19 protein-coding genes and 1 pseudogene are annotated in these 21,010 nt (G+C 63.0%); 6 read left to right on the forward strand and 14 right to left on the reverse strand.

Annotation, left to right across the window (positions count from 1 at the left end; all coding sequences use genetic code 11):
- From CP49_RS39095 to CP49_RS39150, 11 genes and pseudogenes are all read right to left on the reverse strand, one after another.
- Positions 1–208: pseudogene (locus tag CP49_RS39095) on the reverse strand (OmpA family protein); the annotation flags it as partial.
- 137 nt (positions 209–345) lie between these two features.
- Complete coding sequence (locus CP49_RS48425) at positions 346–630, reverse strand: hypothetical protein (protein WP_245311090.1); 285 nt, start codon at positions 628–630, stop codon at positions 346–348.
- A gap of 82 nt (positions 631–712) precedes the next feature.
- Positions 713–1,099 carry a VOC family protein gene (locus CP49_RS39100; RefSeq protein ID WP_057855415.1) on the reverse strand — a complete coding sequence of 129 codons (387 nt, stop codon included), beginning with the start codon at positions 1,097–1,099 and terminating at the stop codon, positions 713–715.
- 38 nt (positions 1,100–1,137) lie between these two features.
- Entirely contained in the window at positions 1,138–1,965 is an 828-nt protein-coding gene (locus tag CP49_RS39105) for an FkbM family methyltransferase (RefSeq protein ID WP_057855431.1), read from the reverse strand.
- 203 nt (positions 1,966–2,168) lie between these two features.
- A complete protein-coding gene (locus CP49_RS39110; RefSeq protein ID WP_057855416.1) occupies positions 2,169–4,154 on the reverse strand; it encodes an ABC transporter ATP-binding protein/permease in 1,986 nt (661 codons plus the stop codon).
- Between the two features lie 96 nt (positions 4,155–4,250).
- Entirely contained in the window at positions 4,251–6,392 is a 2,142-nt protein-coding gene (locus tag CP49_RS39115; RefSeq protein ID WP_057855417.1) for a hybrid sensor histidine kinase/response regulator, read from the reverse strand.
- Between the two features lie 228 nt (positions 6,393–6,620).
- Positions 6,621–7,406, reverse strand: coding sequence for a succinate dehydrogenase iron-sulfur subunit (locus CP49_RS39125; RefSeq protein WP_057855419.1), 786 nt, complete (start codon positions 7,404–7,406; stop codon positions 6,621–6,623).
- A gap of 105 nt (positions 7,407–7,511) precedes the next feature.
- A complete protein-coding gene (gene sdhA, locus CP49_RS39130) occupies positions 7,512–9,353 on the reverse strand; it encodes a succinate dehydrogenase flavoprotein subunit (RefSeq protein ID WP_057855420.1) in 1,842 nt (613 codons plus the stop codon).
- A 3-nt stretch (positions 9,354–9,356) separates the two neighbouring features.
- Entirely contained in the window at positions 9,357–9,731 is a 375-nt protein-coding gene (gene sdhD, locus CP49_RS39135) for a succinate dehydrogenase, hydrophobic membrane anchor protein (RefSeq protein WP_156438892.1), read from the reverse strand.
- A 14-nt stretch (positions 9,732–9,745) separates the two neighbouring features.
- A complete protein-coding gene (gene sdhC / locus CP49_RS39140; RefSeq protein ID WP_057855422.1) occupies positions 9,746–10,144 on the reverse strand; it encodes a succinate dehydrogenase, cytochrome b556 subunit in 399 nt (132 codons plus the stop codon).
- Positions 10,145–10,776: 632 nt separating this feature from the next.
- A complete protein-coding gene (locus CP49_RS39150; RefSeq protein WP_057855424.1) occupies positions 10,777–12,303 on the reverse strand; it encodes a malonate--CoA ligase in 1,527 nt (508 codons plus the stop codon).
- An 89-nt stretch (positions 12,304–12,392) separates the two neighbouring features.
- Here CP49_RS39150 and CP49_RS39155 point away from each other — a divergent pair, with 89 nt between their 5' ends.
- The 4 genes from CP49_RS39155 (at position 12,393) to CP49_RS39170 (ending at position 15,662) form a co-directional block, all read left to right on the forward strand.
- Positions 12,393–13,154, forward strand: coding sequence for an SDR family oxidoreductase (locus CP49_RS39155; protein WP_057855425.1), 762 nt, complete (start codon positions 12,393–12,395; stop codon positions 13,152–13,154).
- 341 nt (positions 13,155–13,495) lie between these two features.
- On the forward strand, positions 13,496–14,050 hold the full coding sequence (locus CP49_RS39160) for a fasciclin domain-containing protein (protein ID WP_057855426.1): 555 nt from the start codon (positions 13,496–13,498) through the stop codon (positions 14,048–14,050).
- A gap of 179 nt (positions 14,051–14,229) precedes the next feature.
- Complete coding sequence (locus CP49_RS39165; RefSeq protein ID WP_057855427.1) at positions 14,230–14,859, forward strand: cytochrome b/b6 domain-containing protein; 630 nt, start codon at positions 14,230–14,232, stop codon at positions 14,857–14,859.
- A 17-nt stretch (positions 14,860–14,876) separates the two neighbouring features.
- Positions 14,877–15,662 (forward strand): molybdopterin-dependent oxidoreductase, encoded by a 786-nt coding sequence (locus CP49_RS39170; protein WP_057855432.1) that lies wholly within the window; start codon positions 14,877–14,879, stop codon positions 15,660–15,662.
- Between the two features lie 156 nt (positions 15,663–15,818).
- On the opposite strand, the gene CP49_RS39175 is transcribed toward CP49_RS39170, so the two are convergent.
- Complete coding sequence (locus CP49_RS39175; protein ID WP_057855433.1) at positions 15,819–17,012, reverse strand: YbfB/YjiJ family MFS transporter; 1,194 nt, start codon at positions 17,010–17,012, stop codon at positions 15,819–15,821.
- 241 nt (positions 17,013–17,253) lie between these two features.
- On the opposite strand from CP49_RS39175, the gene leuB reads away from it, so the two are divergent.
- A complete protein-coding gene (gene leuB / locus CP49_RS39180) occupies positions 17,254–18,366 on the forward strand; it encodes a 3-isopropylmalate dehydrogenase (RefSeq protein ID WP_057855428.1) in 1,113 nt (370 codons plus the stop codon).
- Between the two features lie 65 nt (positions 18,367–18,431).
- Here the strand turns inward: leuB and CP49_RS39185 are convergent, their stop codons facing one another.
- Both CP49_RS39185 and CP49_RS39190 read right to left on the reverse strand, forming a co-directional pair.
- Positions 18,432–18,809 (reverse strand): hypothetical protein, encoded by a 378-nt coding sequence (locus CP49_RS39185; RefSeq protein ID WP_057855429.1) that lies wholly within the window; start codon positions 18,807–18,809, stop codon positions 18,432–18,434.
- Between the two features lie 205 nt (positions 18,810–19,014).
- Entirely contained in the window at positions 19,015–19,788 is a 774-nt protein-coding gene (locus tag CP49_RS39190; RefSeq protein ID WP_057855430.1) for a hypothetical protein, read from the reverse strand.
- Positions 19,789–19,905: 117 nt separating this feature from the next.
- On the opposite strand from CP49_RS39190, the gene CP49_RS39195 reads away from it, so the two are divergent.
- A complete protein-coding gene (locus CP49_RS39195; RefSeq protein ID WP_057855434.1) occupies positions 19,906–20,940 on the forward strand; it encodes an aspartate-semialdehyde dehydrogenase in 1,035 nt (344 codons plus the stop codon).
- Positions 20,941–21,010 lie beyond the last annotated feature (70 nt).

The raw sequence follows: 21,010 nt of genomic DNA on the forward strand, positions 1-21,010 counted from the left end.
GAGCGGCCGGAGCCGGCGCCTTCGGTGCGGCGGCCGGCGGCGGGGCACCCTTCGGCGCCTCCTTGGGCCTACCGCCCGGGGCTCCTTCTTCCTTTTCCTTGGCTTGCGCCACGACAAGCGGTGCGGTCTGCGCATGCGATGCGGAGGTCGCGAGCTGCGTCGCCGTCAAAGTAGTCGTAGCGAGCAGCAGGATGCGAAGGTTTGTCATGATGTCCCTTTGGTCCCCGAAGAAAGGCCTGACAGCAACGGAAGAGCCCTTCAGTGACATGTCAGTTGGTCGATGAGCGGTTAATCATTAGGCCGGATTGTGGCGGCCTACAAATGGTAGGATGCTATTTTATTTCATTAGCACAATGGGTTGCATGCACCATTATTCATTGCGCGTTCAGGCAATGCGTTCATCCGGCCCCCCGGATCGGTGGCTGGATTGGGTGTGCTGGGGCCATTCGGCCCGCGTGTCGGTAACTCATCCGGCATCTTGCCCGGCAGCTCCTGCGGTTGTGGTGGCCGGTCAGGCTCATGCAATGGTGGTGGCACCTCGGGACGAGGATTGCCTGGCGGGCTCTCTCGCGGCGGCTCGGTCGGTTGTCCAGGTGTCGCCGACGGTATCTCCGGCGGTTCGATCGGCATCACATCTCCTGAAGTTTCCACTCCAGGAACAATAACGGCCAGCCTGGCGCGAAGTTCCCGCGCGCCTCACTCATGGAACCGGCTATGCCGGCGTGTGGCAAACGGCTTCGATGTTGTGCCCATCGGGATCGAGCACGAACGCGCCGTAATAGTTCGGATGGTAGTGTGTGCGGATTCCCGGTGCGCCATTATCGCGCCCGCCGGCGGCTATGGCCGCCCCATAGAAAGCGTCTACCGTGGCGCGGTCCTTCGCCACGATCGCGACATGCAACGGCTTGTCCAATCCGCCTTCGCCGCCGATCCAGAAATCGGGCTTTCCATCGGCGCCGAAACCTGCGGCGGGCTCCTCATCGGGACGATCCTGTTTGACTTCCATGACAAGGACGTAGTCGAGCGGCGCCAGGGCTTTCAGATAGAAGGCCTTGGAGCGTTCATAATTCGAAACCGGAAATCCGATGTGGTCGATCATCAAGCTCTCCTGCGGTTTGAGGAACGGACAAAGGAAATTCAGCTTCGCGCCAGCAGCGTGTTGCTGCGGGTCTTGCCGGCCTCGGCATAACCCCGCGCGCGCATGTCGGCGATGCAGTCTGCCAGCCATTCATTCCTCGACAGATGCTCGATCACGATCGCGCGCGGCCACAATGCCTGCGGTGCGTCGGCGAAGAAACCGGTCAACACGCGATCCTCAAAACCTTCGACGTCGATCTTGAGCGCATCGACATGCGAAACTCCGGCTTCGTCGAGGATGCGCTGCAGCCGCAGCGAGGGCACCTTGATCGCCCGGCTGGACACTTCTCCCGACACAATATGGCTGGCGCCGAGATTGTCGCCGTCGGTCTCGATCATCAATTCCCCGTCGGCAGGGCCGGCAGCGGCCGCGACCAATCGTACCTGGGAGTAGCCGGAGGCCGCGTTGTTGAAGGCAAGCCGGCCATGGGTGACCGGGTGCGGCTCGATCGCAATCACCTTGCCATCAGCGCCGACATGGCGTGCCAACGCAAGCGCATAGGTGCCGACATTGGCGCCGACATCGACGAAGACCCCGCCAGCCGGAACATGCGCGCGCAAAAAATCCAGCTCCTCGATATTGTAGTCGGGATTGAACAGCGCGCCGCGCTCGGTGGCGCTGGCCTGATGATAGAAGCGGAACGAGGCGCCTTGATATGGCACGTCGACGGGACCCGCGCGCAGCAGGTTCACCAGCCGCGACAGCATCGGCCGAAACGCACCGCGCTTCAGCCGCGAGCGGTGGGCCAGCGAAATGATCGCAGCCTGTGCGGCATTCGGGGCAAATGCGCCGAAAGGCGCGGGCGAAGGATCGTTGTCGGGCGTCAAACCTGTGTCCTCGGGTAGAAGCGCCGCATGCATAGCCGGTTTTGCACGCGACTCCAACGAGGCCGTCGTCCCTGCGAAAGCAGGGGCCCATACGCCGCGGCTTCTCGATTTGGGGTGGTTGGAGTTGATACTCTCCGTAAATAATCAAGGCTGGTGGTTATGGGTCCCTGCTTTCGCAGGGACGACGGGAAGTCTTTGTCATCTCACGCCGCCTTCTTCGCGGCTTTGCGATGGCGCAGGAAGCGGCCGAGGAGGCGTCGTCTGTCCTTGCGCGGGATCAGGTTGACGTCGCTGACGAGCTTGGCGCCGCCCTTGCGCCGTTCCAGCACGATCTTGCGGCTGTGAAAGGCCTCCAGCTCGGCGCGGTGGGCGACGCTGACGATGGTTGCGTTCGGCAGCTCCTTGATGACGATCTCCATCATCTTATCCTGGCTCTTTTCGTCGAGCGCCGACGTCGCCTCATCCAGCACCACGATGTCGGGGTTGTGCAGCAACAGACGCGCAAACGCCAGCCGCTGCTTCTCGCCGCCTGATAACGTCTGGTCCCACGGGCCCTCCTCCTCGATCTTATCCTTGAGATGGTCGAGGCCGACCTTGTGCAGGGCGTCGCAAATCTGCTCGGTGAGCCAGTCCTCGGCCGCGCCGGGATAGGCGATCGCGCGGCGCAGCGTGCCGGACGGAATGTAGGACTTCTGTGGCAGCATGAAGAGCCGGCGATCGGGATGGAAGTTGACGCTGCCGCCGCCCCAGGGCCACAGCCCTGCCAGCGCACGAACCAACGTACTCTTGCCGGTGCCGGATTCACCCGCCACCAACAGGCGCTCGCCGGGTTCGATCGCCACTTCGGTCTCGCCGACAACCGCGGTGCCGTCGTCGAGCGTCACCGACAGATCATTGAGGCTCAGCATGGTATCGCCTTTGGTTTCACCGCGTTGGATGCGCCCGATGCCGTCGCCCTGCTCGGCGCGTTCGAGGCCGTCGAGCGACATCATCAGCGAGGCGATGCGGCGCGCGCAGGCGTTCCAGTCGGCCAGCCGCGGATAATTGTCGACCAGCCAGCCGAACGCGGTCTGCACGATGGTGAAGGCGGAAGCCGCCTGCATCACCTGCCCGAGCGTCATGCTGCCGTCGAGAAATTTCGGCGCGCACAACAATAGCGGAACGACCGGCGCGATGAGGCCGGATCCCTGCGACACCAGCGTCGTGCGCATATGCTGGCCCGCAAGGCGCGCCCATTGCCGCAGCACTTTCGAAAACGTCTTGTCGATGCCGTCGCGCTCTTCCTCTTCGCCGCCGAGCAGCGCGATGCTTTCGCCGTTCTCGCGAACGCGCGTCAGCGCATAGCGATATTCGGCCTCGGCCTGGTTCTTGTCCTCGGACACCTGCACGAAGCTTCGTCCGATCGCTGTGATCGAGCCCGAAGCGATCGCGGCGTAAACGATCGCGGCGATCACGAGGAAGCCGGGGATGGTGATGGTCGAACCGCCCAATGTCAGCGTCAGCGCACCGCCGATGGTCCAGAGCACGACGATGAAGGTCGCGGCCGAGAGGAACGCCGACGTGACGCCGGCGACGAAATCCACCGGCGAGTCGGTCGCGATCCGCAAATCGTCGGCGATGCGATATTCCGGGTTCTGATGATCACCGCCGACGAGGTTGAGCTGATAATAACGGCCGCTGGCCAGCCAGCGCGATATCACCGCGTTCGTCAGCCAGGCGCGCCAGCGGCGCTGAATGCCCATGCGGGCGAACACCTGCGCCACGCCGAGCAGCACGCTGCCGATCGCGAGCGGAAAGAACACGGCGGCGAGGTAATACACCGTGGCGGAATCGCGCTTCTCGATGGCATCGAAGATCGCGCGGTTCCAGACATTGATGCCGTATTGAAAGCCGACGTGGCCGACGATCAGGAGCAACAGCCCGAGCGAGAACAGCCATGCCAGCCGGTCGCCGTTCCTGCCCCAATATCCTCGGGCGCTGATCCAGAACCGCGTTAGCAGATAATCCTTGCGCGCCTGCTCGGCCTCCTCAGGTGATAATTCCGGATCGGGCTCTACGACCTCCGGCGGCGGCGGTTCGACGTGATCACCGCCTTCGGCGGTGACTTCAGCGAATTCCGATTTTTCGGCAGAGGGCTTTTCCGGGGAGGATTTCCTGGCGGGTTTGAGCTCGGCATCGGACTTGGCCATGCTCCGATAACGGAAAGTAAATCAGATGGTTCCCATGGGGACGAGAGCATGTCTTCCGTCGCTCTCGCGCCTTGCAATGGCGGGGAAGCGGCGCGGTCAAGTCACCGCGTTGGCGCGCCTCACCTTGCGCAAGCGGACGACCCGGTGCAGCACGCTCGAGAGCTGCTCGACGGAATAGGGCTTTTGCAGCAGCTCAAAACCGTAGCTGCCATGTTCCGACAGCACGTGACTGTAACCGCTGGTCAGCACGACCGGCAGGTCGGCGTGCCGGCGGCGGATTTCCTGGGCGAGTTCGAGGCCGGTCATGCCCGGCATGACCACGTCCGTGAACACGACATCGAAACGATCGGCGCCGGCGGCCAGCTCTTCGAGCGCATGCGCGCCGCTGCCGACCAGGCGCGTGGTGTAGCCGAGATCGGTCAGCGCGTCGGCGGCAAATTGTCCGACCTCGGCATTGTCTTCGACCAGCAGCACCGACGTCCCCCTCCCGTCGATCGCCGAAGCATCTGCTCGCAGCATCTGTAGCGATTGCCCGCCGCCGGCGGTGCGCGGCAGATACAGCGTGAAGGTGCTGCCTTTGCCCAATTCGCTGGCGACGACCACTTCGCCGCCGGATTGCTTGGCGAAGCCGAACACCTGTGACAGGCCGAGCCCGGTGCCGTGGCCGGCCTGCTTGGTCGTGAAGAAGGGTTCGAAGATGCGTTCGAACTGATCCGGCGGAATGCCGATGCCGGTATCGGCGACGGATACGGCGACATAACCATATGGATTTTGCGGCAGCGGAGCGGCGCCTGGCAGACTGGCGGCCATTCCCACTGCAATCGTCAGCCGTCCAGGGCCTTCCATGGCGTCCCGTGCGTTCACGGCCATGTTGATGATGGCGGTTTCGAACTGGCCGGCGTCGGCATTGACGAAACACGGCTCTTCCGGCCCAAGGATAACGATCTCGATGCGCGAACCGATCAGGGTGCCGATCATTTCGCTCAGCGTCTGCACGCTCCGCCCGACGTCGAATACCTCCGGCTTCAACGTCTGCCGCCGCGCGAAGGCCAGCAACTGCCCGGTCAACTTGGCGGCGCGGTTCACCGTGTCAGAGATCGCATCGATATAGCGCAGCCGCCGCGGCTCCGGCAGGTCGGACCGCCGCAACAGGTCCACGGAAGCGCGGATCACCGTGAGCAGATTGTTGAAGTCGTGCGCGACGCCGCCGGTAAGCCGGCCAAGCGCCTCGAGCCGCTGGCCGTGCTTCAGCGCTTCCTCGGCCGCCTCCCGCTTCTCGGCTTCGAAATGGAGATGCCGCGTCCGGCGCAGGGCCAGCCCCAGCAGAGCAAACAGCAGCGCGGTGGCTGGTGCGCCGAAGATCAAATGCTGGCTCACGGTGGACAACCAGCGCGCCCGGATCGCCGAGGTCTCGAGGCCGGCGCCAACATAGATCGGGTATTCGGCGAGCCGCCGATATCCGAGGCGGCGTTCGATGCCGTCGGTCGGCGACGTCACGGTGATGAGGTCGGCCGTTGGATTGGCAGCGATTACTTTCTCGATCGGGCCATTGGGGTCGAGACGGACGTCGCGGTCGATGGCGGGGAAACGCGCCAGCACGGCGCCATCCGTCCGGCCGAGCGCGAAGTAGCTGCCGGGCTCCCGGCCGATCCGGGCATAGTAATTCTCGAAATATTCCGGGAACACGGACGCCTGGAGCACGCCCGCGAAGCCGCCGTCCTCGCTCGGGCGCCGTCTGCTGACGCCGAAGAACGCAGCGCCCTGATAGGGCGGCCGCGGCGTCAACGCTTCACCGATATAGGTTCCGATATCGCCGGCCACGTGGGACTTGAAATAGTCCCGGTCGGAAAAATCGATCGCGGGCGGCGGGACGACGAGGCTGTTGACGAGCGCGTGGCCTTTTGCGTCGAAGATCCAGACCGACTTCACCTGCGGCAGCGAAGCGACCAGTTGTTTCAGCCGCAAATGCAGCGTTTGTTCGCGGGCAATGATGTCGGCATCGGGAACGCCGCGGATGATCTCGGCGACCTCCGACAGGCTGCGGTCGATGGTCTCGAACACTTTCAGCGCATGCTCGTGCGCGACATCCAGCGCCCGTTCGATTTCGCGGTCAGCCGTTTCGCGGATCGAGACCCAGGAAACGGCGGACGCAAATACAAACAGCGCCAACGGAAGGGCCAGCGAAGCGACCATCATCCATTGCAGCAATCTCAGCGAATTACGTTGCGCGGTCTGCACACTCGCTCCGGCTACACGCGTAGAGCTTAACGCAAACTTCTGCTGCGTTGAAAGCGGAACTCTCTGCTATCCCGGACGGCGTTAATGCGGATCGATAAATTGATAATCATCCGCGCCTGGCCGGCGCCGGGCCGACTGGGGAGAGCCGTCCGGAGGGCGGCGTCGCTTCGCTTCGGCTCGGCCATGCCCCGGGGCATGACGACGCCCATAGGCTCTACGGCATCGTGCCTAGATCTGGCGCTCGACCAATTTCAGCTTGAGCTCGGCGATGGCTTCGGACGGGTTCAGGCCTTTCGGGCAGGCCTTGGCGCAGTTCATGATGGTGTGGCAGCGGTAGAGGCGGAACGGGTCTTCGAGGTTGTCGAGCCGTTCGCCGGTGGCTTCATCGCGGGAATCCTTCACCCAGCGCGTCGCCTGCAGGAGCGCGGCCGGTCCGAGGAAGCGGTCGCTGTTCCACCAATAGCTTGGGCAGGAGGTCGAGCAGCAGGCGCACAGGATGCACTCGTAGAGGCCATCGAGCTTCTCGCGGTCCTCGTGGCTCTGCTTCCATTCCTTCTGTGGCGTCGGCGTGGTCGTCTTCAGCCATGGCTCGATGGAAGCGTATTGCGCATAGAAATTGGTGAGGTCGGGAACCAGGTCCTTCACGACCGGCTGGTGCGGCAGCGGATTGACCTTCACGGCGCCGCCCGCGGCCACGTCGTGCATCGATTTGGTGCAGGCCAGCGTGTTCTGGCCGTCGATATTCATGGCGCAGGACCCGCAGACACCTTCGCGGCAGGAGCGGCGGAACGTCAACGTCGGGTCGATATTGTTCTTGATCCAGATCAGCCCGTCGAGCACCATCGGCCCGCAATCATTGATGTCGACATGGTAGGTGTCGACGCTCGGGTTCTTGCCGTCGTCCGGATTCCAGCGATAGACCCTGAACTCGCGCGTCTCGGTCGCGCCCGCCGGCTTCGGCCATGCCTTGCCGCCGGTGATCTTTGAATTTTTCGGAAGCGCGAATTCAGCCATATGTCCTGCCTCTGCGGTTCTCCTCGTCATTGCCGGGCCCGACCCGGCAATCCATCCACTTTCGAGGATGAATGCGCGGATCAAGTCCGCGCATGACCAGTGCGATCAATACACGCGCGCCTTCGGCGGGATGTACTGAACGTCGTTCGTCATCGTGTAGTCGTGCACCGGGCGGTAATCGATCGTGATGTTGCCACGTTCACTGATCCACGCCAGCGTGTGCTTCATCCAGTTCTTGTCGTCGCGTTCGGAAAAGTCCTCGCGCGCATGGGCGCCGCGGCTTTCGGTGCGGTTGGCCGCCGAATCCATGGTGACAACCGCCTGCACGATCAGATTGTCGAACTCGAGGGTCTCGATCAGGTCAGAGTTCCAGACCAGCGAGCGGTCGGTCGTCGCGATGTCGCCGATGCCGCCATGCACCTTATGGATCAGGTTCTGGCCTTCGGTCAGGATCTCGCCGGTGCGGAACACCGCGCAATTGTTTTGCATCACATGCTGCATGCTGTCGCGCAGCTTGGCGGTCGGCGTGCCGCCCGAGGCATGGCGGTAATGATCGAGCCGACCGAGCGCCAGGTCGGCGGAATCCTTCGGCAATTCCGGCTGCTTGCCGTTCGGCGTCAGCTTTTCCGCAAGCCGCAGCGCAGCCGCGCGGCCGAACACCACGAGATCGATCAGCGAATTGGAGCCGAGCCGGTTGGCGCCGTGCACGGAGACGCAGGCAGCTTCGCCGATCGCCATCAGGCCCGGCACCACGGCGTTGTCGTCGCCGTCCTTCTTGGTCAGCACCTCGGCGTGATAATTGGTGGGGATGCCGCCCATGTTGTAGTGCACCGTCGGCACGATCGGGATCGGCTCGCGGGTGACGTCGACATTGGCGAAGATCTTGGCCGATTCGGAAATGCCGGGCAGGCGCTCCTGCAGCACCTTCGGATCGAGATGATCGAGGTGCAGATAGATGTGGTCTTTCTTCTTGCCGACGCCGCGGCCTTCGCGGATCTCGATCGTCATCGAGCGCGAGACCACGTCGCGCGAGGCGAGGTCCTTGGCGGACGGTGCGTAGCGCTCCATGAAACGCTCGCCTTCGGAGTTGACGAGATAGCCGCCTTCGCCCCGCGCACCTTCGGTGACGAGGCAGCCGGCGCCGTAGATGCCGGTCGGATGGAACTGGACGAACTCCATGTCCTGCAGCGGCAGGCCGGCGCGCAGCACCATGCCGCCGCCGTCGCCGGTGCAGGTATGCGCCGAGGTGCAGGAAGCGTAGGCGCGGCCATAGCCGCCGGTCGCGAGGATGGTGGTCTGGGCGCGGAAACGATGCAGCGTGCCGTCGTCGAGCTTGAGCGCGATGACGCCGCGGCAGACGCCCTGGTCGTCCATGATCAGGTCGATGGCGAAGAACTCGATGTAGAATTCAGCCGAGTGGCGCAGCGCCTGGCCGTACATCGTGTGCAGCATGGCGTGCCCGGTGCGGTCGGCGGCTGCGCAGGTGCGTTGCGCCTGGCCTTTGCCGTAGTCCATGGTCATGCCGCCGAACGGGCGCTGGTAGATCTTGCCGTCCTCGGTGCGCGAGAACGGCACACCCCAGTGCTCGAGCTCGTACACGGCATCCGGCGCGTTGCGCACCATGTATTCGATCGCGTCCTGGTCGCCGAGCCAGTCCGACCCCTTGACGGTGTCGTACATGTGCCAGCGCCAGTCGTCCGGATGCATGTTGCCGAGCGAGGCCGAAATGCCGCCTTGCGCTGCAACCGTATGCGACCGGGTCGGGAACACTTTTGTGATGCAGGCGGTGCGCAGGCCCGCTTCCGAGCAGCCAACCACGGCGCGCAAGCCGGCGCCGCCGGCGCCGACCACCACGACATCGTAGGTGTGGTCTTCGATCGGATAGGCTTTTCCGTTGGTGGCCGGGCTACTGCCGTTGGTGGCCTTGCCGCTACCTTGTGCAGCCATGGGTTAAACTCCCGATGACAATTTAAGGATCGCGTAAATCGAGGCCAAGGCCACCGCGATACAGAAGAAATTATTGGCTATCACGCCGGCAAGCTTCAGCTTCTCGTTGTGCACATAGTCCTCGATCACGATCTGCATGCCGATCCTCATGTGCCAGGTGCTGGCGATGATGAATAGGACCAGGATGATCGCGATCGGAAGCGAGCCGAGAATTTGCGCGGCGCCGGCCTGATTGCGGCCGATCAGCATCAAGACAATCACGATAACGGGCACGATCAGGAGCGTCATCGCCACCGCCGTGAGACGCTGGCGCCAGAAGTCGGTGGTGCCGGAATGCGAGGAACCGAGATTGCGGACGCGGCCGAGCGGCGTGCGCATCGAGCGAGGGCCGCTCATCGTCCGCCTCCGACAGTGTAGGCGATGATCCAGACCAGAATCGTCAGCGAAATGCCCGCGATCAGCGCGCCCCAGGTGAGCGCCTCGCGCTCATTGGCCTTGAAGCCGTAGCCGAGGTCCCAGAAGAAGTAGCGGATACCGCTGACCAGATGGTGCAGCAGCGCCCAAGTGTAGCCGAACACGATCAGCTTGCCGATGATGCTGCCGGTGAAGGCCTGGACGTTGGCGTAGGCCCCGGGGCCGGACGCCGCCGCGATCAGCCACCAGGCGAGCAGCAGTGTGCCGAAATAGAGCGCGATCCCGGTGGCGCGGTGGACAATTGAAAGCGCCATAGTCAGGGTGACGCGATAGGTCTGCAAATGGGGCGATAGCGGTCGTTCGATCCTGGCGGTCATTCGGCGGCTTTTATGTTGTGTGGGACCGCGGCCGGCCCATCGGGGAACGCGGTAGATGAATTCTATTTACGGAGTCGAATCCGTCCGCGCAACGATCAAATGGCCTGAAATCGAACGGTTGTTCATTACTACGAGGCTGCGAAACGAGATTGATCAGCGGCTTGGTATACCACGGCCATCCGGCGCGGTTGAAGAATTAAACAATGATTCACTCATTGATCACGCGGGCTGCGTCCCGAACGGATCGATGCCGCGCCGCCGCTGGACGAGGTAATCGGCGAAAGCCCTGATCTTCGGGGAAGCCGCGGGGCCGGCTCGTAATCGGCGAGCAGGCGCACCAGGCGGCCAGATCGATGCCGGCGCCTCGTTTTGCGGCGGCGGCAAGCGTCGAGGCCATTCATCCAGAGCCGACCGGATATGCGGATTTTGCGGCCTGCTTTGAAGCAGCCAAGTCTCGCGAGCGGCCATGCAGTGTTGTGAGGCTGGCGATTGCAGACAGCCAGCATTGTCGTCCCTGCGAACGCAGGGACCCATAACCACAGGTGTTAGTGGAAAGAGAAAAGCCGTCGAACAGCGTCTCTTGAAACATCCGCCGCGGCGTATGGGTCCCTGCTTTCGCAGGGACGACTGAGCTACTTCGCGTAGATTCTCGCGTACGTATCCCGCAAAATATTCTTCTGCACCTTGCCCATGGCGTTGCGCGGCAGCTCGTCGACAACGAAGACGCGCTTGGGCATCTTGAATTTGGCGAGCCTTCCCTCGAGTGCCTTCAGCACGCCCGCCTCGGTGACGTCGGCGTCCTTGTTGCGGACCAGCACCGCGGTGACACCCTCGCCGAAATCGGCATGCGGCACGCCGATCACGGCAGATTCGATCACGCCGGGCATGGCGTCGATCTCGCTCTCGATTTCCTTCGGGTAGACGTTGAAGCCGCCTGAGATCACGAGATCCTTGCCGCGGCCGAGAATATGGACATAGCCCTCGGTGTCGATCTTGCCGAGATCACCGGTGATGAAGAAGCCGTCGTCGCGGAATTCGGCTTTTGTCTTCTCCGGCATCCGCCAGTAGCCCTTGAACACGTTGGGCCCTTTCACCTCGATCATGCCGATCTCGTCGCGCGCGAGTTCCTGGCCGGTCTCGGGATCGGTGACGCGGATGGAAACGCCGGGCAGCGGATGGCCGACGGCGCCGGGCACGCGCTCGCCGTCATAGGGGTTCGACGTGTTCATGTTGGTTTCGGTCATGCCGTAGCGTTCCAGCACGGCGTGGCCGGTGCGCGCGGACCACTCGCGATGGGTATCCGCGAGCAGCGGCGCGGAGCCCGAAATGAACAGCCGCATATGGCTGGTCGATTCTTTCGACAGCGCAGGGCTCTGCAACAGCCGCGTGTAGAAGGTCGGCACGCCCATCAGCACGGTCGCGCGCGCCATCAGCTTGATGATCATTTCAGGGTCGAATTTCGGCAGGAAGATCATCGAGGCGCGGGCGAACAGCGTGACGTTGCTCGCCACGAACAGGCCGTGGGTGTGATAGATCGGCAGTGCGTGGATCAGCACGTCCCTGTCAGTGAAGCGCCAATAGTCGACCAGGCTGTAGGAGTTCGACGCCAGATTATCGTGCGTCAGCATCGCGCCCTTGGAGCGGCCGGTGGTGCCCGACGTGTAGAGAATGGCGGCGAGGTCGTCGTTGGCGCGCGCGGCAGTCGCGAAAGCAAGTTCAGCCTTGGCGGCAGCATCGGTGAGCGATCCCTTGCCGTCCGGTCCAAGCGTTTCGACCTTGGCTTTCACCTTGGCCGCGATCGCGCCGATGCCTTCGGCCTTCGAGGGGTCGCACACCACGAGCGCAGGCTCGGCGTCGGAGATGAAGTAGTCGAGTTCGTTGAGCGTATAGGCGGTGTTGAGCGGCAGGTAGACGCCGCCCGCGCGCACCGTCGCCAGATAGAGCACCAGCGCCGGCACCGATTTTTCGGTCTGCGCCGCGACGCGGTCGCCGGGCTTGACGCCGCGCGCAACCAGCACGTTCGCCATCTGGCCGGCGCGGGCGATCAGATCGCCATAGCTGATACGCGTGCCATCGAGCATTTCGATCGCGAGCCGGTTCGGATCGTCGAGCGTATCGAACAGGCGGGAAAACAGGTTGGCGTTGGCGGTCGTGTTCATGCAACATTCCCTGAGAGGGCGCTGGCCCGCGGAATTTCGCCGGCTGGAATAGCAAGAACGCCCTTCATAAAGCAACGGAGACAGTTTGCATGACAAATAGCGGGAAACGCGTGGCCTGGGTGACCGGCGGTGGCAGCGGTATCGGCGAGGCCGGCGCCGAGGCGCTGGCGGCGGATGGCTGGATCGTGGTGGTTTCGGGACGGCGGAAAGACGCGCTGGACAAGGTCGTGGCCAACATCACCAAGAAGGGCGGCAAGGCCGAGGCGATCGCGCTCGATGTCAGCAATAAGGAAGATGTCAACAAGGCGGCCGGACAGATCCTGGAAAAGCACGGCCGGATCGACCTTTTGGTCAACAGCGCCGGCATCAACGTGCCGAAGCGCAGCTGGGCCGACATGGAAGTGGACGGCTGGGACAAGGTCGTCGATATCAACTTGAACGGCGTGCTCTATTGCATGCGCGCCGTGCTGCCGGCGATGCGGAAGCAGAAGGACGGCTGCATCATCAACGTCGCGTCCTGGGCCGGCCGACATGTCTCAAAGATGCCGGGCCCGGCCTACACCACCACAAAACACGCGGTGCTGGCACTGACCCATTCCTTCAACATGGACGAATGCGTCAATGGCCTGCGCGCCTGCTGCCTGTCGCCCGGCGAGGTCGCGACCCCGATCCTCAAATCGCGCCCCGTCGTGCCGTCGGAGGAGGAGCAGGCAAAAATGCTGCAGCCGGAAGATTGCGGCCGCACCATCGCCTTCGTCGCCAGCCTGCCGCCGCGGGTCTGCGTGAACGAGATCCTGATAAGCCCGACCCATAATCGCGGATTTATTCAGACGCCGCACAATAGGGATTGAAGCGGGCTCTCTCCAGTGGTCGTCCCTGCGAACGCAGGGACCCATAACCACAAGCGTTCGTTGTTATGCCATGCGGCAGCCACAGCGTTCTCGACAATGCAGGCCTGTGGTTATGGGCCCCTGCTTTCACAGGGGCGACGGGAGAGTTGGGCGCGCCGTCGCCGCACGGACCGCCCTCCCAAAAGTTTCAAGCATCACGATAAATTATTCCCCGAAACTACCCGAAAAACCTCCCGTAGCTCGGCCAACGACGACGAAATCAACCGGTCCATCGACCAGCGTCGTTGTTTTCATCCCCGGCGGATGTCCGCCGGCCATCGCAATCCTCGGGAGAAGATTCCATGTCCAAACGTATTGCACTTCTGTCCGCCGCCGTGTTCAGCGCGCTGGCTTTCACCGCCACCATCACTGCGCCCGTCAGCGCGGAAGAAAAGACCGTGATGGTCGGCGGCGCCGCGATGTTCCCCTCCAAGAACATCATCCAGAACGCCGTCAACTCGAAGGACCACACCACGCTGGTTGCCGCGGTGAAGGCTGCCGGCCTGGTCGAAACCCTGCAAGGCAAGGGCCCGTTCACGGTGTTCGCGCCGACCAACACCGCCTTCGGCAAGCTGCCGGCCGGCACGGTCGAGACGCTGGTGAAGCCTGAGAACAAGGCGACGCTGACCAAAATCCTCACCTACCATGTCGTGCCCGGCAAGCTCGCCGCGTCCGACCTGAAGGACGGAATGAAGCTCAAGACCGCCGAAGGCGAGCAACTGTCGGTCAAGCTCCAGGACGGCAAGGTCTGGATCGTCGACGCCAAGGGCGGAACCTCGGCGGTCACGATCTCGAACGTCAATCAGTCGAACGGCGTGATCCATGTGGTCGACACCGTGCTGATGCCGGCGTCCTGAACTCCCGCGCGCCTCCTGACTGGTCCCAACAGGGCGTGTGGGTTGGCGAGCCGGGGCAACCCGGCTCGCTTTTTTGTGAATTCGATACACGCCAGGCATCGATCTGATAGCGTCACGGCAGTAACGAAAACCCGGTTCCGGGCGTATAATTGATAGCTAATTGCAAGCGGGGAAGAGCCATGTCGGCCGTCACAGTCAGCGACGAGCAAGCCACCTCAACCAAGGTGAAGGTCATTCAGCCGGCCTGGGTGCGGGCTCTACATTGGACCAACGCCTTCGCGATGGTCCTGATGACCATGTCGGGATGGCAGATCTATAACGCCTCGCCGCTATTCGGCTTTACGTTCCCCCGCTCGATCACGCTGGGCGGCTGGCTTGCGGGCGCGCTACTTTGGCATTTCGCCGCGATGTGGCTGTTGATGGTCAACGGCCTGATCTATCTGGTGCTGGGTTTTGTCACCGGCCGCTTCCGCAAGAAGCTGCTGCCGATCACGCCGGAGGGCGTAATTTCAGACACGAAAGCTGCGCTGACCGGCAAGCTGTCGCACGACGACCTCACCAGATACAACTACGTGCAGAAGCTGCTCTACGCCGGCATCATCGTCGTCGGCATCCTCATCGTGCTGTCAGGTTTGGCGCTCTGGAAGCCGGTGCAACTGCAATACCTGGCGGCGTTGTTCGGCGGTTACGAGGGCGCCCGCTACGTCCATTTCTTCTGCATGGCGGCGATTGTCGCCTTCATGGTGGTTCATGTTGTGCTCGCGCTTCTGGTGCCGAAGAGCCTGCGCGCGATGATCATCGGCCGCTAATTCAAGGGAGTATGACCATGGGCCGCATGCGCAACCTCCTGATCCCCGGCGTCGACAAGACGCTTCTGGTCAGGGACGCGATCAAGACCATGCCGGATCTGACGCGCCGGCGCTTCATCACCGGCGGCGCCAGCCTCGGCGCGCTGACGCTGCTCACCGGCTGCGACGTGACGGACAGTTTTTCGGCCGAGGAGATGCTGAAACAGGTTTCGAAGTTCAATGACGGCGTGCAGGCGTTGATTTTCAACCCCAATGCAATGGCGCCGACCTTCCCGGAAAGTGCCATCACCAAGCCGTTCCCGTTCAACGCCTATTATGATCTCGATGAGGCGCCCGAAGTCGACGGCAAGAGCTGGAAGCTGGAAGTGCGCGGCCTCGTCGAGAACAAGAAGTCCTGGACGCTGGAAGAGCTCTACCAATTGCCGCAGGTCAAGCAGGTGACGCGTCACATCTGTGTCGAAGGCTGGAGCGCGATCGGAAGCTGGACCGGCACGCCGCTGCGGGATTTCCTGAAACTGGTCGGCGCGGATACGCGCGCGAATTATGTCTGGTTCCAGTGCGCCGACAAGGACGGCTACAACTCACCGCTCGACATGCAAAGCGCGCTGCATGCGCAGACCCAGATGACCTTCAAGTTCGGCGACGAGATACTGCCGCGCGCCTACGGTTTTCCGATGAAGATCCGGGTGCCGACAAAACTTGGCTTCAAGAATCCCAAATACGTGATGTCGATGGAAGTTACCAACGACTACAAGGGCGGCTTCTGGGAAGACCAGGGGTATAATTCGTTTAGTGGGAGCTGAGCGAGGCAAACTCTCTCGTCGTCCCTGCGAACGCAGGGACCCATAACCACAGGATTTCGTGGTTGTGCGAAGCTGGTTGCTCCAGCCTTCTCCAAAATTCAGATCACGCGGTATGGGTCCCTGCGTTCGCAGGGACGACACGCGATGGACAACGCGTCACGAAGGTTTTTGCCCCACCTTCCTCTGAAACGCCGACAGCACGGCGCCCAGCGCCAGCATCGCGGCCGAGACATTCAGCGCAAACGACAGGCTGCCCATCGCGTCCGTGATCGCGCCAACCACAATCGGACCCAGCGTCTGGCCGATGCCGAATGAAATCGTCATGGCCGCGATCGCGGTCGGCCAGGCCTGCGGCGGGTAGTTGAAGCGGACGAAGGCGGTGGTGGAGCCGACCACTGCGAAGAAGGCGACGCCGAATACCAGCGCCGACGGCGCCAGCAGCCAAACCGACTGCCCGAAAATCGGCATCGCTGCGCCGATCGCGTTGACGCCGAGAATGATCGTGGTGGCGAGGCCGCCGCGGTCGAGCGCGAGCACGCGCCGCCACACCCAGGGCGTGACGAAAGCGCTGAGGCCGATCAAGCTCCAGAATGCGCTCTGTGCTGCCGCGCCGCCGCCGGCGTCGCGGACGTAGGCGATCATGAAGGTCATGTAGGCGATGTAGCCCGCGCCGAACAGGAAGTAGCCGGTGAGATAGATCAGCACCGGTGTAATCGCGAATTTGGCCGCTGCTGTTTCGGTAGCGGTGGTATCGGCGTGGAGCGGCGCGAGCAGCACGGGGATCGTCATGATGACCGCCAGCGCGGTCATCGCCCACCAGACGATCCACCACGAACCCGGACCAAAGCCCTGCAGCACGAACGGCGCGACCAGTCCCGACGCCAGGATACCGATCCCGGGTCCGGCATAGAACAGGCTGAGCAGGAAGTTCGCCCGTTCGGGGCGCGATTGCGCGATGGTTGCAGCGAGCGCGCCGCCGCCGACGAATCCGGCCGCGGCGCCGACCCCTGCCAACAGCCGCGCGAAACTCAGAACGTAGAAATTGCCTGACATGGCGCACAGCGCCAGCGACAGCACGCAAGCCAGCGTGCCCCATCGCACCGATGCGGCCAGCCCAAAAGTCCTGATCATGTGTGAGGCGAGCAGGGCGCCCGCGAGATAGCCCGCCGCGTTGACCGTGTTCATGAATCCGGCCGCGGAATAGGACCACGTCAGCGTATCGCGCATGTCGGGCAGCACCAGCGCATAGGCGAAGCGGCCGATGCCGAGACCTACGGTCGGCGCCAGCGACAGGATGAGGATCAGCCGCGCGGGATGGGCGTAAGTCTGGTGAAGTTCTGGGGCGTGCAAGAAGGGGGTGCTCCGGCGGTCCGGCACTCTGGCAGGCCATTGGGCGGTTGCACAGGCCGTGCGGCCGCAAAGGTGTCTTGCCAATCGCGCAATGCCGCTCTAGCACTCCGCCCGACCCGTCATTCCAGGGCTCGGCGAAGCCGAGAGAATCCATACGTCCGCTTGCGCTCGCGGCCGGCATGGATTCCGGCTTGCGCTCGGCGTCCGGAATGACGACCAGAGACCCTAAAAGGACCTGACCATGGCGACCCATAAACTGCTGCTTCTCCCCGGCGACGGCATCGGCCCCGAAGTGATGGGGGAGGTGCAGCGCCTGATCGACTGGCTGAGCAAGCAGGGCATCGCGAAATTCGAGACCGAGCAAGGTCTGGTCGGCGGCTCGGCCTATGACGCGCATAAGGTGTCGATCTCGGAAGCTGACATGGCCAAGGCCGTGGCCGCTGATGCCATCATCTTCGGCGCGGTCGGTGGCCCCAAATGGGACAGCGTGCCCTACGAGGTGCGCCCCGAGGCCGGACTGTTGCGGCTGCGCAAGGACCTCGGCCTGTTCGCTAATCTGCGCCCGGCCGTGTGCTATCCGGCGCTCGCCGATGCTTCCAGCCTGAAGCGCGAGGCGGTCGAAGGCCTCGACATCATGATCGTGCGCGAATTGACCGGCGGCGTCTATTTCGGCGAGCCGAAGACCATCACCGATCTCGGCAACGGCCAGAAGCGCGCCATCGATACCCAGGTCTACGACACCTATGAGATCGAGCGCATCGGCCGCGTCGCCTTCGATCTGGCGCGCAAGCGCCGCAACAAGGTGACCTCGATGGAGAAGCGCAACGTCATGAAGTCGGGCGTGCTCTGGAACGAGGTCATGACTCAAGTCCATGCGCGCGAATACAAGGATGTGACGCTCGAACATCAGCTCGCCGATTCCGGCGGCATGATGCTGGTGAAGGCGCCGAAGCAGTTCGACGTCATCGTGACAGACAATCTGTTTGGCGACATGCTGTCCGACATCGCGGCGATGCTCACCGGCTCGCTCGGCATGCTGCCTTCGGCTTCGCTCGGCGAAGTCGATGCCAAGACCAAGAAGCGCCGCTCGCTGTTCGAGCCGGTGCATGGCTCGGCGCCCGATATCGCAGGCCAAGGCCTCGCCAATCCGATCGCGATGATCTCCTCGTTCGGGATGGCGTTGCGCTATTCCTTCGACATGGGCGCGCTGGCCGACAAGGTCGACGCGGCGATCGCGGCAGTACTCGCCAGCGGACTTCGCACCGCAGACATCAAGTCCGAGGGCACGACGGCTGCCTCGACCACGCAGATGGGCGAAGCGATCCTGAAGGAGCTGCAGAAGCTGCACGCGTAACCGCGCGGACGTCACTAAAAATGCCCGGTCGAGATCGGGCATTTTTCGTCAAGTGGTTGGTGCGCTCAATACAGCGGGAAGCGCTGCGGATAGCCGCCCATGTCAGACGGCGGGTTGAGCGGCTGACGATCGATCGGCCGGTTGAGATTTTCGCGCGCGAACGACGGATATCCAAGATCCGGCGGGAAGGCATAGTCCTGGAACTTGCGGTCGCCGGGCAGCACTTCGGTGCCGGCATCGAGCCAGGAGCGTGTGGTGACGTAGACGCGGGTGCGGCCCTGCTGGTACGACCGGTTGGGACCGTTCGCGCCGTAATAGGGGCGGCCGTCCCGGTCATATTGCTGCCTGGACTGGGCGCTGGCGGAGGTTGCGCCAATCGCGACGAGGGTGGCCGCGGCAAGCAACATCGCGAGCTTGCTCGCAGCGGGGAATTTTCGGGTCATTGCATCCTCGTCATTGTCCGCCCATGGGCTGGCGGATCGCCAAATCTGTCTGCACGCATTGTAGCCACGGCGGCACCATCGTCGCTAGGTCAATTGCGCCACACCGCAGCGGAATAATGCGGTGCGAAGCGAAAAAGTTTCATGAAAACAAGTGTCTTGGCCGCTTGTTGCCACAATTGTGAGGGGCGAGCGAGCGCCGACCCCGTTACATGGCGCCGCGCAGCCGCGGGTTATCGGCGCCCGTCAGCCAATCGGCCGATAGCGCCGGCGCGCCGGAAGCTGTGCAATCGCTGCGCCTCGCTTCTGCATGGACGAATGTTTGCGCCAGTTTGGTATCGTTGCCGGCCGCCAGCAGCACCAGCCGTTTCAGCATGCAGGCGATCGCGATGCGGCGGGTCGGCAGATCTTCGCCCAGGCATGACCAGCCGGCGAGCTGCAAGCCGGATTCATCGACACGCCTAGAAAATCCGAGGCAGGAGCGGGCGGCCTCGGTGCCGCCGGCCTGACGGAACAGGGATACGGTGCCGAACTTGCTGTCGATGATTCCCGCGGCTTCCAGCTCGCGGCCAACGGCGGGGCCGGCCTGATCGATTTCGCCGCCCGGCCGGTAGATCTCAAGTTCGGCGACCGGCGTTCCGCCGGAGCCGCGCCACCGGAACACGTCCTTGCGGCCGCCCTCAGGATGCCGGAAAATCTCGTAAATCTCTGTTTTGCCTGGGAAAATGAACTGGCTTACGGCAAACGCCGGCACCGGCCGTGCGGCCAAGCTCCAGCCGTCTTTGGGCGACGTGTCCAATGCTGTGACATCGGGCAGATGGTCCCATAGCGCGATACCGGAAATGGCGATCAGCGCCAGCGCCATCAGATAGGCGCAGAGCCGTGCCAGCGTAGCGCAGACCTCGTCCACGAAGCTGGTCAGCGCCGGTCGAATTCTCAGCGCATAGTAGGAAGGGGCCGGACCGGCCGGAAACGAATGCATCAAACGCCCAAACGCAACCGTCAAACGTTGTCATATCGGCGTTTCTCGCATAGAAGCGCTGCCTTCTCCCTTTCCGCTTGACGCGGCGGGGCGGCATTTTTCCTCGGAGAGTGAATGATGGGTTACAAAGTCGCTGTCGTCGGTGCGACCGGCAATGTCGGGCGCGAAATGCTCAACATTCTCGACGAACGCAAATTCCCCGCCGACGAGGTCGTGGTACTGGCCTCGCGTCGCAGCGTCGGCGTCGAAGTGTCCTATGGCGACCGCACCCTCAAGGTCAAAGCGCTTGAACATTACGACTTCTCGGACGTCGACATCTGCCTGATGTCGGCGGGCGGCTCGGTGTCGAAGGAATGGTCGCCTAAGATCGGCGCCGCCGGCGCGGTCGTGATCGACAATTCGTCGGCCTGGCGGATGGATCCGGACGTGCCGCTGATCGTGCCGGAAGTGAACGCGGACGCGGTCGGCGGTTTCGCGAGGAAGAACATCATCGCCAATCCGAACTGCTCGACCGCGCAGCTCGTGGTGGCGCTGAAGCCGCTGCACGACAAGGCGACCATCAAGCGCGTCGTGGTCGCGACCTATCAATCGGTGTCGGGCGCGGGCAAGGATGCGATGGACGAGCTGTTCTCGCAGACCAAGGCGGTCTACACCAACAGCGAGCTCATCAACAAGAAATTCCCCAAGCGTATCGCCTTCAACGTCATCCCGGAGATCGACGTGTTCATGGAGGACGGTTACACCAAGGAAGAGTGGAAGATGATGATGGAGACCAAGAAGATTCTTGATCCCAAAATCAAGCTGACCGCCACCTGCGTGCGCGTGCCGGTGTTCGTCGGCCATTCGGAGGCCGTCAACATCGAGTTCGAAAATCCGATCACCGCCGATGAAGCGCGCAATATCCTGCGCAACGCGCCGGGTTGCCTCGTCATCGACAAGCAGGAGCCCGGCGGCTACGTCACGCCGTATGAGGCGGCGGGCGAAGACGCCACCTACATCAGCCGCATCCGCGAGGACAACACCGTCGAGAACGGCCTGTCGCTGTGGTGCGTGTCGGACAATCTGCGCAAGGGCGCCGCTTTGAATGCGATCCAGATCGCCGAATGCCTGATCAACCGCAAGCTGATCACCGCGAAAAAGAAGGCGGCATAGCGGAGAATTCGTACAGCAACCATTAAAGCGGCACCCGACCGCCGGTGAGGCTGACGCCGTGCTCGCCGCC

Origin of the sequence: Bradyrhizobium valentinum (assembly GCF_001440405.1) — a bacterium.
Classification (GTDB): domain Bacteria; phylum Pseudomonadota; class Alphaproteobacteria; order Rhizobiales; family Xanthobacteraceae; genus Bradyrhizobium; species Bradyrhizobium valentinum.